This window comes from Streptomyces cellostaticus (assembly GCF_001513965.1).
GTDB lineage: Bacteria > Actinomycetota > Actinomycetes > Streptomycetales > Streptomycetaceae > Streptomyces > Streptomyces cellostaticus.
Window position 1 is genome coordinate 57,640 of record NZ_KQ948023.1, and the last position, 16,298, is coordinate 73,937.

Sequence of the window (16,298 nt, forward strand, 5' to 3'; positions counted from 1 at the left end):
GCCTCTGCCCTCGCCCTGCCGGCACCCGCCCTCACACCCCCGTCTCGGCCGCGATCCGGCCCGACCGCACCCCCGCCACCAGGTGCGCGTGGTCCGCCTCGGTGCGGTCGGCGTAGGCGAGGGCGAAGCCGGCTATCGCCTCGTCCAGCTCCTCGCTCTTGCCGCAGTAGCCGGCGAGCAGGCGCGGGTCCGCGCTGTGGGTGTGGGCGCGGGCCAGCAGGGCGCCGGTCATGCGGCCGTAGTCGTCGATCTGGTCGGCGGCGAGCGCGGCCGGGTCGACGCTGCCCTTGCGGTTGCGGAACTGGCGCACCTGGAACGGCCGCCCGTCGACCGTCGTCCAGCCCAGCAGGATGTCGCTGACCACCTGCATCCGCTTCTGGCCGAGGACCACCCGCTGTCCCTCGTGCGCCACCGGCGGTGCCTCGAACCCGGCCGTGGCCAGGTGCGGGACCAGCGCGGACGGGCGGGCCTCCTTCACCTGGAGCACCAGGGGCTGCCCGCGGTGGTCGAGGAGCAGCACGACGTACGACCGTGTGCCCACGCTGCCCGTGCCGACGACCCGGAAGGCCACGTCATGCACGGCGTGCCGGGACAGCAGGGGCAGCCGGTCCTCGGAGAGCGTCGCCACGTACGGCTCCAGGGAGGCGGCCACGGCGGCTGCCTCGGCGTCCGGTATCCGGCGCAGCACCGGCGGCGCGTCGACGAAGCGCCGTCCGCCGCCCGCCGCCTCCTCGGTGGACTTCGCCGCGAACCGGCCGCTGGTGTTGGCGCGGGCCTTCTCCGAGACCCGTTCCAGCGTGCCGAGCAGGTCGTGGGCGTCGGTGTGGGAGACCAGTTCCTCGTCCGCGATGGCGTTCCAGGCGTCCAGCACCGACAGCTTGGCCAGCAGCCGCATGGTGCGCCGGTAGGCGCCGGCCGCGTCCTGGGCGGCCTTGCGGCAGGTGTCCTCGTCGGCGCCCGCCTCCCGCCCGGCCAGCACCAGCGAGGCTGCGAGCCGCTTGAGGTCCCACTCCCAGGGGCCGTGCACCGTCTCGTCGAAGTCGTTGAGGTCGATGACGAGGCCGCCGCGGGGGTCGCCGTACAGACCGAAGTTGGCCGCGTGCGCGTCGCCGCACAGCTGGGTGCCGATCCTGGTCATGGGGGTGCGCGCCAGGTCGTACGCCATGAGCCCGGCCGAACCGCGCAGGAAGGCGAAGGGGGTGGCGGCCATCCGGCCGACCCGTATCGGTGTCAGCTCGGGGATGCGGCCGGCGTTGGACTCCTCCACCGCGCTGATCGCGTCGGGGCGGGAGCCGTCCAGGTCGAGGGTGCTGTGCGCACTGCGCGGCACGCTGGTCCTGAGTGCCTTGCCCTCTTCCTTGGGCGAGCCCGGCGGCGGCCAGTGGGCGAACCCGCGCACCCGGGGCAGTCTGGGCGCCACCGCCTGCTCCGCCGCTTCCACACCAGCCTCGGTCACCGCGACCGCCTCCCCCGAACACCCGCTCGCACGAAGATCGACTCGAACATCGACTCGTGCAGACGGTACAGCCGGTGCCGGAAGGACGTCATACCCTGTGGACAACTCGGCATCTGTGGAAAACTCCACGCCGCGGGACCGCGTGGCCGCAGCCTCACGCCCGCAGAAACGCAAGCACCGCCGGAGCGTCTCCTCGGCAGGCGGCAGGCGGCAGGCGGCAGGCGGCAGGCGGCAGGCGGCAGGTCGAGCTTGGTCAGGATGTTCCCGATGTGCTTGCCGACGGCCGCCTCGGAGACCACCAGTTGGCGGGCGATGGCCGCGTTCGACCTGCCCTCAGGGACCGGCGCCGGCACCTCCCGCTCGCGCGGGGTGAGCCGCTCCAGCGGGTCGCGGCGGCAGCGCAGCAACTGCCGTACGTCTTCGGGGTCGTCGACCGTGCCGCCGGAGGCGACCTCGTCCAGCGCGGCCATGAACTCCTCGACCTGGCCGACCCGGTCCTTGAGCAGACAGCCGACGCCGGTGCCGTCGCCGGAGTCCAGTAGGTCGGAGGCGTGGGCGCGCTGCACGTACTGGCTGAGGAGCAGCACGCGCAGTGGGGGCCGGCGGACGGCGGCGTGCGGCGGCCACCTGGTGCCCGATCCGGCCGAGCAGCCCGGTCAGGCCCGCCCGCAGCGGCACGCTGTCCTCGGCAAGGACTACGCGGAGCGTCCGGCCTGATCCCGGGGCTGGCCAGGCCGGCAAGGGAACTCCACACACAGCAGGGTCGGTCCGCCCACCGGGCTGGACAGGGAGGGTGTGCCATCGAGCACCGACACCTGGTCGGCGAGCCCGGTGAGCGCGGCGAGCCCGCTGTCCGCACCGGCCCGCGCACCGCTCGGCCGGAGATCGGCGGCACCGTCGCCGCCTGCACGGTGCTCGCCGTGACCGCCGCCACCGTCCCGGCCGCACGCGCGCTGCGCCGCCGTATCCCCTGAGACCTTCCTCACAAAAGAGACATGCCAAAACGACTACGGGCCCATCGTCTTCACGATGGGCCCGTAGCCTCTGTGTGCGCGAGGGGGGAGTTGAACCCCCACGCCCTTGCGGGCACTGGAACCTGAATCCAGCGCGTCTGCCTATTCCGCCACCCGCGCATTGGGTGTGTCTTCCGGCTTCGGCCCTTTCGGGCTGGCCCCTTCCGACATCCAGAACATTAGCACGTCGTACGGGGTGGGTTCACATCCCTTACCGGCCGCCGGGGGCCCCACGCCTACCCACCCACGTATCAGCCAGTCCCTGTTCACGTATCAACCTCGTACCGGTCCCGCTCATCTCCCCAGGAGGCGGACCGGGTCCACAGCCAGGTGCGGGACACTGGTCTTCGACCGCCTCTACGATCCATGCCAGGAAGAGTTCGAAGGGGAGCCGCTGGGGGAACCGGCTGATTGCCGGGCGCGTAGATACGATCAGTAAGCAGTACCAGGCAAGACAGCGGCACAGAGCAGGGCAAGACACAGCGGCAGCGATGGAGGAGGTGCCCCATGGGAGTCCTGAAGAAGTTCGAGCAGCGTCTCGAAGGTCTGGTCAACGGCACCTTCGCCAAGGTCTTCAAGTCCGAGGTCCAGCCGGTCGAGATCGCCGGTGCACTCCAGCGGGAGTGCGACAACAACGCCACCATCTGGAACCGCGACCGCACCGTGGTCCCCAACGACTTCATCGTGGAGCTGAGCACCCCGGACTTCGAGCGGCTCAGCCCCTACTCCGGGCAGCTCGGCGACGAGCTGGCCGGCATGGTGCGCGACTACGCCAAGCAGCAGCGCTACACCTTCATGGGCCCGATCAAGGTCAACCTGGAGAAGGCGGACGACCTCGACACCGGTCTGTACCGGGTGCGCTCGCGCACCCTCGCCTCCTCCGCCGACCAGCAGGGCGCCGCCCCCGCGGCACCGTCCGGCCGGCCCGGCCAGGGCGCCCCCGGCGGCTACGGCTACCCGCCCGCCGCTCCCGCAGGAGCGCCCCCGATGCCTTCCGCGCCGCCGCCCGGCGCCCGCCCCGGCTACCCGCAGCCCGCCGCCCAGCGGCCTGCTGCCGCCCCGGCGAGCGGCGGACGCACCCGCTACTGGATCGAGATCAACGGCACCCGCCACCAGATCTCCCGCCCGACGCTGGTGCTGGGCCGCAGCACCGACGCCGACGTGCGGATCGACGACCCCGGCGTCTCGCGCCGGCACTGCGAGATCCGGACCGGAACGCCCTCGACGATCCAGGATCTCGGCTCCACCAACGGCATCGTGGTGGACGGGCAGCACACCACCCGCGCTACGCTCCGCGACGGCTCGCGGATCGTCGTGGGCAGCAGCACCATCATTTACCGGCAAGCCGAAGGGTGAAGCGGGGGCAATGTCAGAGCTGACCCTCACGGTCATGCGGCTGGGTTTCCTGGCCGTACTGTGGCTGTTCGTGATCGTGGCCGTGCAGGTCATCCGGAGCGACCTGTTCGGTACGCGCGTCACCCAGCGCGGATCGCGTAGGGAGGCCGCGCGCCCGCAGCAGGCGGCCCGGCAGCAGCCCGCGCCGCCGCAGCAGCGCGGCCAGCAGGGCGGTGGCGGCCGGCGCGGCCGTAACGCCCCCACCAAACTGGTCGTGACCGAAGGCACACTGACCGGTACCACCGTCGCGCTGCAGGGCCAGACCATCTCCCTGGGCCGGGCGCACGACTCCACGATCGTGCTGGACGACGACTACGCCTCCAGTCGCCATGCCAGGATCTACCCGGACCGCGACGGCCAGTGGATCGTCGAGGATCTCGGCTCCACCAACGGCACCTACCTGGACCGTTCCCGGCTGACGACTCCCACACCGATCCCGCTGGGCGCGCCGATCCGCATCGGCAAGACCGTCATCGAGCTGCGGAAGTAGTACGACAATGAGCGAGCGGAGCGAGCACGCAGCGGCAGGCCGCACCCCGGTCTCCGGCGCGCTCCCGACCGGAGGGTGGGCAGTGTGGCTCGACACGACCGGCTGTACCCGGAACCGACGGGCGAGGTGCGCATGAGTCTGTCACTGCGCTTCGCCGCCGGATCGCACAAAGGCATGATCCGGGAAGGCAACGAGGACTCCGGTTACGCCGGTCCGCGCCTGCTCGCCATCGCCGACGGCATGGGCGGCCAGGCGGCCGGCGAGGTCGCCTCCTCCGAGGTCATCTCCACCCTGGTCACGCTCGACGACGACGTGCCCGGCTCCGACATCCTCACCTCCCTCGGCACCGCCGTGCAGCGCGCCAACGACCAGCTGCGCGCGATGGTGGAAGAGGACCCGCAGCTGGAGGGCATGGGCACCACCCTCACCGCCCTGCTGTGGACCGGCCAGCGGCTCGGTCTCGTGCACGTCGGCGACTCGCGCGCCTATCTGCTCCGTGACGGCGTGCTCACGCAGATCACCCAGGACCACACCTGGGTGCAGCGGCTCGTCGACGAGGGCCGGATCACCGAGGAAGAGGCCACCACCCACCCGCAGCGCTCCCTGCTGATGCGCGCCCTCGGCAGCGGCGACCACGTCGAGCCCGACCTGTCCATCCGCGAGGTGCGGGCTGGCGACCGCTATCTGATCTGCTCCGACGGTCTGTCCGCCGTCGTCTCCCACCAGACGATCGAGGAGACCCTCGCCAGCTACCAGGGCCCGCAGGAGACCGTGCAGGAGCTGATCCAGCTCGCGCTGCGCGGCGGCGGCCCCGACAACATCACGGTGATCGTCGCCGACGTCCTCGACCTGGACACCGGTGACACCCTCGCCGCACAGCTGTCCGACACCCCGGTCGTGGTCGGCGCCGTCGCCGAGAACCAGCACCATCTGCACGACAACGGCATCATGCAGACCCCGGCCGGCCGCGCCTCCCACCTCGGCCGCCAGGGCCACCGGGCCGGCGGCGGCGAGTTCGGCCCGCCCGGCTCCGGCGACACCACCGGCTACGTCCCCGCCGGCAGCTTCGGCGACTACACCGACGACGACTTCGTCAAGCCGCGCAAGAACCGCGCGTGGCTGAAGAGATCGCTGTACGGCGGCCTCGCCCTGGCGGTGATCGGCGGCGGCCTGTACGGCGGTTACCGCTGGACGCAGACGCAGTACTACGTCGGCGCCAGCGGCGAGCACGTCGCGCTGTACCGCGGCATCAGCCAGGACCTGGCCTGGGTGTCGCTGTCGAAGGTGGAGAAGGACCACCCCGAGATCGAACTCAAGTACCTGCCGCCCTACCAGCAGAAGCAGGTCAAGAACACGATCGCCGCAGGTGGTCTGCAGCAGGCCCAGACGAAGATCGAGGCACTGGCCCTGCAGGCTTCGGCGTGCAGGAAGCAGGCGGAGCGCACGGCCGCCGAGAGCCAGAAGAACGCCAAGACGGGCCAGGGCGAGGCCGGAGGGACCACGGGAACCACCCGCGCCTCCTTCACGTCCAAGGCATCACCGACGCCCAACCCGTCGGGCTCGGCGTCCTCTTCGACGTCCCCCTCGAAGCCGTCGAAGCCCTCGACCCCGTCCACGACCGCCACGCCCCACCCCGGCCCGAGCCTCTCCGAGAATGAGCAGAAGGTCGTCGATCAGTGCGGCAAGCAGTAGGCAAGCCGTGAGAGGCCCTGTCACACGATGAGCAGTACTACGAATTCGACGCACCACACGTCCACGATCGGCGCGATCGGCGCGCCGAGCCGCCGCAACACCGAGCTGGCCCTGCTGGTCTTCGCCGTGGTCATCCCGGTGTTCGCCTACGCCAACGTGGGCCTGGCCATCAACGACCAGGTGCCCGCGGGCCTGCTGAGCTACGGCCTGGGCCTCGGTCTGATGGCCGGCGTCGGCCATCTCGGCGTGCGGAAGTTCGCCCCGTACGCCGACCCGCTGCTGCTGCCGCTGGCCACCCTGCTCAACGGGCTCGGGCTCGTCATCATCTACCGCCTCGACCAGTCGAAGCTGCTCCAGTCGCTGCCCAACTTCGCCCCGGCCGCGCCCCGACAGCTGCTGTACACCGCGCTGGGCATCGCCATGTTCGTCGCCGTGCTGATCTTCCTCAAGGACCACCGCGTCCTGCAGCGCTACACGTACATCTCCATGTTCGCCGCCCTGGTCCTGCTCCTGCTGCCGCTGGTGCCGGGCCTCGGCGCCGACGTTTTCGGCGCCAAGATCTGGATCCGGGTCCCCGGCCTGGGCACGCTCCAGCCCGGAGAGTTCGCGAAGATCGTCCTCGCCGTCTTCTTCGCCGGCTACCTGATGGTGAAGCGCGACGCACTCGCCCTCGCCAGCCGCCGCTTCATGGGCCTCTACCTGCCGCGCGGCCGCGACCTCGGCCCCATTCTGGTCGTCTGGGCGATCTCGATCCTGATCCTGGTCTTCGAGACCGACCTCGGTACGTCGCTGCTGTTCTTCGGCATGTTCGTGATCATGCTGTACGTCGCCACCGAGCGGACCAGCTGGATCGTCTTCGGTCTGCTGATGTCCGCGGTCGGCGCCGTCGGTGTGGCGAGCTTCGAGCCGCACATCCAGACCCGTGTGCAGGCCTGGCTCAACCCGATGCGCGAGTACAAGCTCAGCCGCCAGATCACCCACGACGGCATCCTCCACTCCGACCAGCTGCAGCAGGCCCTGTGGGCCTTCGGCTCCGGCGGCACCCTCGGCACCGGCCTCGGCCAGGGCCACTCGGACCTGATCAAGTTCGCCGCCAACTCCGACTTCGTCCTCGCCACCTTCGGCGAGGAGCTGGGCCTGGCAGGCGTCATGGCGATCCTGCTGATCTACGGCCTGATCGTGGAGCGCGGCGTGCGCACCGCCCTCGCCGCCCGCGACCCGTTCGGCAAGCTGCTCGCCATCGGACTGTCCGGCGCCTTCGCGCTGCAGGTGTTCGTCGTGGCCGGCGGTGTGATGGGCCTCATCCCGCTCACCGGTATGACGCTGCCGTTCGTCGCGTACGGCGGTTCTTCCGTGCTCGCCAACTGGGCGCTGATCGGCATCCTGATCCGCATCAGCGACACCGCCCGCCGCCCCGCGCCCACGCCCGCCAGCAACCCCGACGCCGAGATGACCCAGGTGGTCCGCCCGTCATGAACAAGCCCCTGCGCCGGATCGCGATCTTCTGCGGACTCCTCGTCCTGGCCCTGCTGATCCGTGACAACTGGCTCCAGTACGTCAAGGCCGACGAGCTGCGCACCCAGACGGAGAACCGCCGGGTCGCCATCGAGCGGTACGCGAACCCGCGGGGCGACATCATCGTCGACGGCGAACCCATAACCGGGTCCGTCGTGGCCAAGAACGGCGACTTCAAGTACAAGCGCACCTACAAGAACGGGCCCATGTGGGCACCGGTCACCGGCTACTCCTCGCAGGCCTTCGACGGCAGCCAGCTCGAGAAGATCAACGACGGCATCCTCACCGGCAACGACGACCGGCTCTTCTTCCGCAACACCCTCGACATGATCACGGGCAAGCAGAAGCAGGGCGGCAACGTCGTCACCACGCTCAACGCGGCCGCGCAGAAGGCGGCGTACAACGGCCTCAAGGAAAGGGGCGGCAAGGGCGCCGTGGTCGCGCTCGAGCCGTCCACCGGCAAGATCCTCGCGCTGGCCTCCTACCCGTCGTACGACCCCTCGTCCTTCGCGGGCAACACCAACAAGGACGCCAAGGCCTGGAACAGCCTGCAGAAGAACAACAACCCCGCTGACCCGATGCAGAACCGGGCGCTGCGCGAGACCTACCCGCCGGGCTCCACCTTCAAGGTGGTCACCGCGGCGGCCGCGCTGGAGAACGGCAAGTACACCTCGGCCGACCAGCCGACCGACTCGCCGCTGCCGTGGACCATGCCGGGCACCACCACCCAGCTGAAGAACGAGGGCAGCATCCCCTGCAAGAACGCGACCATGCGGGTCGCGCTGCAGTACTCCTGCAACACCGTCTTCGGCAAGATCGGCTCCGACCTCGGCAACGACAAGATGCTGGCCGAGGCGAAGAAGTTCGGCTTCGCCGCCGAGCAGTTCACCCCGATCCGCTCCAACGCCTCGGTCTTCTCCTCCGGCATGAACCAGTCGCAGACCGCGCTGTCCTCCATCGGCCAGTACAACACCGCGGCCACCCCGCTGCAGATGGCCATGGTCGCCTCGGCGGTCGCCAACGACGGCAAGCTGATGAAGCCGTACATGGTCAGCGAGCTGAGTACCCACAATCTGGACGTCATCGAGCAGACCAAGCCGCAGGAGCTGAGCCAGCCGCTCTCCACGCAGAACGCGCAGATCCTCCAGCAGATGATGGAGACGGTCGTCGAGAAGGGCACCGGCACCAACGCGCAGATCGGCGGCGGCGTCACGGTCGGCGGCAAGACCGGTACCGCCCAGCACGGTGTGGCGAACAGTGCGAACCCGTACGCGTGGTTCATCTCCTTCGCCAAGCTCAGCGACGGCAGCTCGCCGGTCGCCGTGGCCGTGGTGATCGAGGACGAGAGCGCGAACCGCGACGACATCTCCGGTGGCGGCCTGGCCGCGCCGATCGCGAAGGACGTCATGAAGGCGGTCATCGACGCCAAAAAGTGACCCTGCACACGTCCCCTTCACATCGCTGCACGTTGCGATACCGGTCCTGTATCGGGTTACGGGCTTGGCCAGGTCACACACAGCGAGCCGGGTACGGTAGGCCCGGACGGCAGCCTCCGGCCGCACGCACACGGCGGCCGGGACCGACGGAGAGGGCTGGTAGGTAGCTATGGAAGAGCCGCGTCGCCTCGGCGGCCGGTACGAGCTGGGCCAGGTGCTCGGCCGTGGTGGCATGGCGGAGGTCTACCTCGCGCATGACACCCGGCTCGGCCGCACCGTGGCAGTGAAGACGCTGCGCGCGGACCTCGCGCGTGATCCGTCCTTCCAGGCCCGCTTCCGCCGGGAGGCCCAGTCGGCCGCCTCGCTCAACCATCCCGCGATCGTCGCTGTTTACGACACGGGCGAGGACTACATCGACGGGGTTTCGATCCCGTACATCGTCATGGAGTACGTAGACGGCTCCACGCTCCGTGAACTGCTCCACTCCGGCCGCAAGCTCCTGCCCGAGCGCGCGATGGAGATGACCATCGGCATCCTCCAGGGCCTGGAGTACGCCCACCGCAGCGGCATCGTCCACCGTGACATCAAGCCGGCGAACGTCATGCTGACCCGCAACGGTCAGGTCAAGGTGATGGACTTCGGTATCGCCCGCGCGATGGGCGACTCCGGCATGACCATGACCCAGACGGCCGCGGTGATCGGCACGGCCCAGTACCTGTCCCCGGAGCAGGCGAAGGGCGAGCAGGTCGACGCCCGCTCGGACCTGTATTCGACGGGCTGCCTCCTCTACGAGCTGCTGACGGTACGCCCGCCGTTCGTCGGCGACTCCCCCGTGGCGGTCGCTTACCAGCACGTGCGCGAGGAACCGCAGGCGCCCAGCGTCTTCGACCCCGAGATCACCCCCGAAATGGACGCCATCGTCCTGAAGGCGCTGGTCAAGGACCCGAACTACCGCTACCAGTCGGCCGACGAGATGCGCGCCGACATCGAGGCCTGCCTCGACGGCCAGCCGGTCGCGGCGACGGCCGCGATGGGCACGGTGGGCTACGGCGGCTACCCCGACGACCAGCCGACGACGGCGCTGCGTCCGGACGCCGGCGCGGGAGCGACGACCATGCTCCCGCCGATGAACCCGGACGACGGCGGCTACGGCTACGACGACCGCACCGACCGGCGCCGCCCGCAGAAGAAGAACACCACCTCCACGATCCTCCTCGTCGTCGCCGGCCTCCTGGTCCTGGTCGGCGCGATCCTGATCGGGAAGTGGGTGGTCAGCGCGAAGAACACGGACGGGACCATCTCGGCCCCGAACTTCGTCGGCAACAGCTACACCACCGCCCAGAAGATGGCCGAGAACTCGGACCTGAAACTGGCACAGCCCACGCGCAAGCCGTGCGCCGCCCAGCCCAAGGGCAACGTCTGCTCCCAGGACCCCAAGCCGGGCGCGGACGTCAAGAAGGGCGACACGATCAACCTGGTGGTGTCGACCGGCGCGCCCAAGGTCGTGGTGCCGAGCGTCGTCGGCAAGAGCTTCGCCGACGCCGAGGCGACGCTCGGGAGCGACAAATACCAGTTCGACGTCGTGAAAAAGGAAGAGGTGTCCCCAGAGCAGGCAGGCACCGTCCTGAAGCAGGACCCGGTGCTGGGCACGGAGGTCCAGAAGGGCTCCAAGATCACCCTCACGGTCGCCAAGGCCGAGGAGAAGGTCACGGTTCCCGGCGACCTCGTCGGCAAGTCCTGCGACGACGCGAAGGCCGAGCTGCAGAACCTGGGCCTGGCACCGAACTGCGCCGACACGCCGACCAACGACCCCAACCAGGACGGCAAGGTCATCTCGACCAACCCGGCAGCGGGCCAGCAGCTCTCCAAGAACACGCCCATCGTGATCAACGTCGGCAAGGCCCAGGGCCAGCAGCAGACGCAGGTGCCGAACATCCAGGGCCGCAAGCTCAAGGACGCCAAGGCCATGCTGCAGCAGGCCGGCCTGCAGGTCGGCAACATCACGGGCTCGCAGGACGACAACGCCATCGTCTTCTCGTCCAACCCGGGCCAGGGCAGCGCGGTCCAGACGGGCTCGCCGGTCGACCTGGTCACCATCGGCCAGGGCGGCAACGGGAACAACGGCGGCAACGACGGCGGCACCCTCTTCGGTGGCACCAACGGCTGACACTCGCCTCTACCAGCCCTGCCCGGCCCCCTTCCCGGGGCCGGGTTCCGCCTTATGGCCACCCTGACGGCCAGCGAAGCTGGTCGTCAGCTTGCCTTCCGTCATGCGACAGGGACAGCAGCGGATTAGGGATCTCCGCCGCAGCCTTTCTATCTCCCTCAAGCTGCGCCACCGAGAAGTCCTGACGCCGAAGAATAAGTTCGGCCAGGGCAAATAGGAAATGCGCAGCCCGTCCAATCCGCCAGTACACACTCCGATCATCAGCTTTGTCCGTCCAATCAAGCCCCCCTGGCGCACGGGGCATGACTACCGCGATTCAGGCACGACTCGGTTCTGGACACTTCGCAGGCTGCCTCTGACCGGTCTAGATGTCGCCGCCATGCCAGCACCGTGACCGCCATCCACACCTTCCCCACCGAGCAGCATCCGGCTCCAAGCGACCGCACCGGTCTTGCCCGATGCCATCTCTCGAGGTCCTCCAACGTTTTGAGGTACCGGACTGAGATCTGCACCACTACTTGCCGCCGATCACTGCAGAGCAGAACAGCCACTGCATCAAGATTGAAACAAGCTCAACAAGACCATATCGGGCAAATATCACATTTTAGGCATTCTTGAAGTTGGCGAGATCATGTCGCCCGCATAATCGATAAATCTTGACACGCTTTCGATCATTTATGACACTGAGCATCAGTTCCTAGAGGAACCGCGGGGAAGAGCCCTTGACCAGGGAGAAGAATGAATAAGAAGCTAGCCACCGCACTGCTCGCCAGCACATTCTCAAGCATATTGCTGGTTAGCGTCCCGAATTCTGCCTATGCTGCATCCCCGTCATGCACGCTGCCTGAGATGTGCACCTGGACAGGGAAGAACTACACGGGCCACAAGTATTCGTCGGGCCTGCTCAAGAATTTGTGCTATCTGAACAACAGGGTCCGTTCAACGAAGCACAACACCAACATAGAGGTGCGTTACTACCCCGACAAGAATTGCGCATCCAAGAAATATTACGACTCATCTTGGGACTTCATCAACCTCGACGGCGAAACGGGTTGGGCAGTGTATAGCTACAAACGGATTTCCTGATATTTAAGGAAGTTCGCAGGAACCATCAAAATGGAAGCCCGGAGTCGTTGACAGCTCCGGGCTTCCACTTTGTGGAACTTCGCGCGGTGGCTGTACTGCAGTGCCCCTGTCGATCGTGTCTTCGCATGTCACGAGTCGTTGACGGGTGGGGTGGGGTATCGAGCCTCTGCCCTGGCTGTACGGCCACGACACAAGCCGAAGGGGCAGAACGTGATCAACGAATCGGCGCTGCTGGAATCGAAGACCCTGCGCGACAGCGTGCTGGAGCGGACTGACGTACTCGACAGAGTCAAGGCACTGTCGCTGCTGCCGGACGGGATGCATGTGACGACGGCGATGGTGGCGGCGTACTTCGGAGTCACCGTAGAGGCGATCCGGCAGCTCAAGGCACGGCACCGCGAAGAGCTCACCTGCAACGGCATGGTGACGCTCCAGGGCCGTGACCTCGCAGAATTTAAGCGTGACGTCTTGTCACGCTATCCGGGAAGTTATCCACAGCCTCGATCGAGCCTGACTCTCTACTCCCGTCGAGCCATCCTCAACGTCGCCATGCTCCTCCGCGACAGCGAGGTCGCACGCCAGGTACGCACGTACCTGCTCGACATGGAGCACCTGGCACGGACCCAGCCCATGGAAAGTCCAGCGCAACCGGACGCCGTCTCCCTCGACGACCGCATCGACCAGCGCATCACCCACATCCTCGGCAAGACCGTCGTGCCGATGTTCAACGCCCTGATCGAAACCTCGGGCGAACACCGCAAGGAGCTGATCGCCCTGCGGGCGGGAGTCCAGCGCATCGAGCGCCGGCTCCATCAGCACCACGCACGGCTGCAGAGGCTCGAAGGGACGCGAGACGACCGGCCCGCCATCGGGGTCATGGCCGCCATGGATGCCATGAACGGCCGCACGTTCGAGCAGCACATCGCCAAACTGCTGCGCCGCGACGGCTGCACCAACGTCGTCGTACAGGGCGGGCACGGAGACCGGGGCGTCGACATCATCGGGCTCACGGCCGACGGGCGGCGCCTCGTCGTCCAGTGCAAAAGGTTCGCGCCCTACCTCTCCATCACCAGCCCCGACGTCCAGAAGTTCGTCGGGGCGGCCAAGGTGCTGTACTCCGCGGACGTGGCGCTCTTCGTCGCGACGTGCCCCTTCACCCCTGAGGCCCTGCACATCGCCGCCGAGGGCGGGATCACCGCCGTACACCGTGGGGTGCTGGAGGAGTGGAGCGCAGGGGAACCGCTGAAGATCCTGGAGTAGGTACGGCCTGACGCAAAAAGGCCCGAAGCCGCAAGAGCAAGTTGCGGCTTCGGGCCTTCGCCATGCTAGGTGGCTGAGCTCCCGCAAAGAGCTCAGTCACCGCAGCTCCTTCGGCAGAGTCCGCTTGCTGTCCACCTTCTCCACGCGGACCAGCTCGCCCCACACCACGTACCGGTACTCGCTCGTGTAGACCGGCGTGCACGTCGTCAGCGTGATGTAGTGGCCCGGCTCCTTCTTGCCGGACTCCTTGGGGACCGACGTCAGCACCTTGACGTTGTACTTCGAGGTCTCGGGGAGGATCGAGTACACCTTGTAGACGTACCAGTCGTCCCTCGTCTCGAAGACGATCGGGTCGCCCATCTTCAGCTTGTCGATGTTGTGGAACTTCGCGCCGTGGCCGTCGCGGTGGGCGGCGAGGGCGAAGTTGCCGTCCTTGCCCGTTATGGGGAGGGCCGCCTTGACCGGGTCCGTGTAGTAGCCGGCCACGCCGTCGTTCAGGACATCGGTGCCCGTGCCCTTCTCGACCAGGACCTCGCCGTTCTTCATCGCCGGGACGTGCAGGAAGCCGATGCCGTCCTTGGTGTCCAGCGCGCCGGGACCCGCGTCGGCGGCGTGGGCCCAGTGCTCGCGGACCTTGTCGGCTTCCTTGTTCGCCTTGCGGTCCGCTATCACGTTCGTCCACCACAGGGAGTAGACGACGAACAGGGCGAGCAACAGGCCCACCGTGATCAGGAGTTCACCGAAGACGCTGACCGCCATGGCGATCCGGCCGGGGCGCCGGCGGTGCGGGCCGGGCCCGGCGCCGGACGTGTCCGTGTGCTCTTCGGTGTCGTCGGCGGTCGCTGCCACTGTTTCTTAGCCCCTACTCGATGAGCGCGTCCGGTTTGCCCTTGCTGCGCGGGCGATCCTCGACCATCTTGCCCCAGACGATCAACCGGTACTTGCTGGTGAACTCCGGCGTACAGGTGGTGAGGGTGATGTAGCGGCCCGGCTCGGTGAAACCGGAGCCCCTGGGGATCGGGTTGAGCACACCGGTGTTGGACGGCGGGGTCACCGGCAGCGTCGAGGTCACCTTGTACACGAAGTACGTGTCCTGTGTCTCGACCACGACCGCGTCGCCGGGCTTGAGCTTGTTGATGTACCGGAACGGCTCACCGTGCGTGTTGCGGTGCGCGGCCAGTCCGAAGTTGCCCGTCCTGGCACTCGGCATCGCCGTCTTCAGCGCGCCCTCGCCGTAGTGCCCGACCATGCCCTTGTCGAGCACCTGCTTGTTGCTGACGCCCTCCGCGATCGGCGCCACCACGTCCAGCGTGGGGATGTGCAGGATGGCGAAGCCCTGCCCCGGCTCGAACACCCCCGGCGCCCGCTTGCCGCTCGCCCAGTCGTCCTGCAGCTGATGTGTCTCGCTGCCCGCCTGCGCATGCGCGCGGACGTTCGTCCACCACAGCTGGTAGGTGACGAACAGCAGCATCAGCACGCCGGTGGTGATGAACACCTCACCGATCGCCCGGCTCGCGATGACGCCCGGGCCCGGCTTGCGCAGCCGCGCCTGACGCCGGGCCTCGACACGGGAGAGCGGCCGCCGCGGCTCGGACGCCGGCGAGGTGTCCGGCGGACCCGCCGGCTCCCGCCCGCCGCCATGGCGTCCGCCGCGCCGCTTGGCGGCCTTTCTGCGGGCCGCACGGCCGCCCGGTGTGGCTCCAGGTGAGGAAGACGCCGAAGTGGCTCCAGAGGCGCGTATGGGCTCCCTCTGGGGGCCCAGCGGCGGATCGGGGACCCGCAGCGCCATCGTCTCCTCGTCCGCCGACGGCAGCAGCGTGGTCGCTTGCTCGTCCGTCGGCGGGACCGTGGGCATGTGCGCCGTGGGAGCTTCGCCCGCGCTCGCGTACGGCGCAGGGCCGTAGGACTCGTACGGTCTCTCGCCGTACAAGTCCTTGCGCTCGGGGCGCAGCGCGGTCACGCCGTGGCCCTGCCCACCACCGGGGCGAGCCCCGCCGACCTCGCCACGGCACCCTGGTCGCCGCACTCCACCAGCCAGTTGGCCAGCATCCGGTGCCCGTGCTCGGTCAGCACCGACTCGGGATGGAACTGCACGCCCTCGACCGGGAGTTCACGGTGGCGCAGGCCCATGATGATGCCGTCGTGCGTGCGGGCCGTGACCTCCAGCTCCGGCGGGACGGTGGCCGGCTCGGCGGCCAGCGAGTGGTAGCGGGTCGCCGTGAAGGGAGAAGGCAGCCCGGCGAAGACACCCTTGCCCTCGTGCTCCACCAGGGAGGTCTTGCCGTGCAGCAGTTCGGGCGCCCGGTCGACCACACCGCCGTACGCCACCTGCATCGACTGCATGCCGAGGCAGACCCCGAAGACCGGCACTCCGGTCGAGGCGCAGTGCCGGACCATGTCCACGCACACGCCCGCCTCCTCCGGCGTACCCGGGCCGGGCGAGAGCAGCACGCCGTCGAAGCCGTCCTGGGCGTGCGCCGTCGACACCTCGTCGTTGCGCAGCACCTCGCACTCGGCACCCAGCTGGTACAGGTACTGGACGAGGTTGAAGACGAAGCTGTCGTAGTTGTCGACGACGAGAATCCGCGCACTCACTGGTTGTCCACCGTCACATCGTTGAAGGGCAGCAGCGGCTCGGCCCACGGGAAGACGTACTGGAACAGGACGTAGACCACGGCCAGGATCAGTAGGAGTGAGAGGAGCGCCCTCACCCACGCGTTCCCCGGCAGATGCCGCCAGATCCAGCCGTACATGCCGTTCCTTCCGTATCCCCACGGCACCTGACTCA

At 68.3% G+C, this 16,298-nt stretch carries 13 protein-coding genes, 1 tRNA gene and 1 pseudogene; 8 read left to right on the top strand and 7 right to left on the bottom strand.

What is annotated here, in order from left to right; genetic code table 11:
* Positions 1-31: 31 nt before the first annotated feature.
* From AQI88_RS18660 to AQI88_RS18670, 3 genes and pseudogenes are all read right to left on the bottom strand, one after another.
* On the bottom strand, positions 32-1,456 hold the full coding sequence (locus AQI88_RS18660) for a DUF2252 domain-containing protein (protein WP_067000261.1): 1,425 nt from the start codon (positions 1,454-1,456) through the stop codon (positions 32-34).
* A 230-nt stretch (positions 1,457-1,686) separates the two neighbouring features.
* Positions 1,687-2,128: pseudogene (locus tag AQI88_RS18665) on the bottom strand (LuxR C-terminal-related transcriptional regulator); the annotation flags it as partial.
* 377 nt (positions 2,129-2,505) lie between these two features.
* A tRNA-Leu gene (locus tag AQI88_RS18670) sits at positions 2,506-2,589 on the bottom strand.
* A 387-nt stretch (positions 2,590-2,976) separates the two neighbouring features.
* On the opposite strand from AQI88_RS18670, the gene AQI88_RS18675 reads away from it, so the two are divergent.
* The 8 genes from AQI88_RS18675 to AQI88_RS18705 all read left to right on the top strand — a co-directional run bounded on the left by AQI88_RS18675 (position 2,977) and on the right by AQI88_RS18705 (position 13,510).
* The gene (locus AQI88_RS18675; protein ID WP_067000264.1) at positions 2,977-3,825 is read left to right on the top strand and encodes an FhaA domain-containing protein; all 849 of its coding nucleotides are present in this window, start codon (positions 2,977-2,979) and stop codon (positions 3,823-3,825) included.
* A 10-nt stretch (positions 3,826-3,835) separates the two neighbouring features.
* On the top strand, positions 3,836-4,354 hold the full coding sequence (locus AQI88_RS18680; RefSeq protein WP_067000267.1) for an FHA domain-containing protein FhaB/FipA: 519 nt from the start codon (positions 3,836-3,838) through the stop codon (positions 4,352-4,354).
* Between the two features lie 132 nt (positions 4,355-4,486).
* The gene (locus AQI88_RS18685) at positions 4,487-6,046 is read left to right on the top strand and encodes a Stp1/IreP family PP2C-type Ser/Thr phosphatase (RefSeq protein WP_079057671.1); all 1,560 of its coding nucleotides are present in this window, start codon (positions 4,487-4,489) and stop codon (positions 6,044-6,046) included.
* Positions 6,047-6,073: 27 nt separating this feature from the next.
* Positions 6,074-7,522 carry an FtsW/RodA/SpoVE family cell cycle protein gene (locus tag AQI88_RS18690; protein WP_067000272.1) on the top strand — a complete coding sequence of 483 codons (1,449 nt, stop codon included), beginning with the start codon at positions 6,074-6,076 and terminating at the stop codon, positions 7,520-7,522.
* Entirely contained in the window at positions 7,519-8,997 is a 1,479-nt protein-coding gene (locus AQI88_RS18695) for a peptidoglycan D,D-transpeptidase FtsI family protein (protein ID WP_067000275.1), read from the top strand. The genes AQI88_RS18690 and AQI88_RS18695 overlap by 4 nt, the downstream gene beginning before the upstream one ends.
* 169 nt (positions 8,998-9,166) lie before the next feature.
* Complete coding sequence (gene pknB, locus AQI88_RS18700; RefSeq protein WP_067000278.1) at positions 9,167-11,164, top strand: Stk1 family PASTA domain-containing Ser/Thr kinase; 1,998 nt, start codon at positions 9,167-9,169, stop codon at positions 11,162-11,164.
* 738 nt (positions 11,165-11,902) lie between these two features.
* Positions 11,903-12,250, top strand: coding sequence for a peptidase inhibitor family I36 protein (locus AQI88_RS43220; protein WP_079057652.1), 348 nt, complete (start codon positions 11,903-11,905; stop codon positions 12,248-12,250).
* Between the two features lie 210 nt (positions 12,251-12,460).
* Positions 12,461-13,510, top strand: a complete 1,050-nt coding sequence (locus tag AQI88_RS18705) for a restriction endonuclease (protein ID WP_067000281.1) — start codon at positions 12,461-12,463, stop codon at positions 13,508-13,510.
* A gap of 96 nt (positions 13,511-13,606) precedes the next feature.
* On the opposite strand, the gene AQI88_RS18710 is transcribed toward AQI88_RS18705, so the two are convergent.
* From AQI88_RS18710 to AQI88_RS43225, 4 genes are read right to left on the bottom strand one after another with little or no spacing between them, the layout of a single operon-like run.
* Entirely contained in the window at positions 13,607-14,359 is a 753-nt protein-coding gene (locus AQI88_RS18710; RefSeq protein ID WP_067000284.1) for a class E sortase, read from the bottom strand.
* A 13-nt stretch (positions 14,360-14,372) separates the two neighbouring features.
* Positions 14,373-15,470, bottom strand: coding sequence for a class E sortase (locus AQI88_RS18715; RefSeq protein ID WP_067000287.1), 1,098 nt, complete (start codon positions 15,468-15,470; stop codon positions 14,373-14,375).
* Positions 15,467-16,105, bottom strand: a complete 639-nt coding sequence (locus AQI88_RS18720; protein WP_067000291.1) for an aminodeoxychorismate/anthranilate synthase component II — start codon at positions 16,103-16,105, stop codon at positions 15,467-15,469. The genes AQI88_RS18715 and AQI88_RS18720 overlap by 4 nt, the downstream gene beginning before the upstream one ends.
* On the bottom strand, positions 16,102-16,263 hold the full coding sequence (locus AQI88_RS43225) for a hypothetical protein (protein WP_208615828.1): 162 nt from the start codon (positions 16,261-16,263) through the stop codon (positions 16,102-16,104). The genes AQI88_RS18720 and AQI88_RS43225 overlap by 4 nt, the downstream gene beginning before the upstream one ends.
* Positions 16,264-16,298 lie beyond the last annotated feature (35 nt).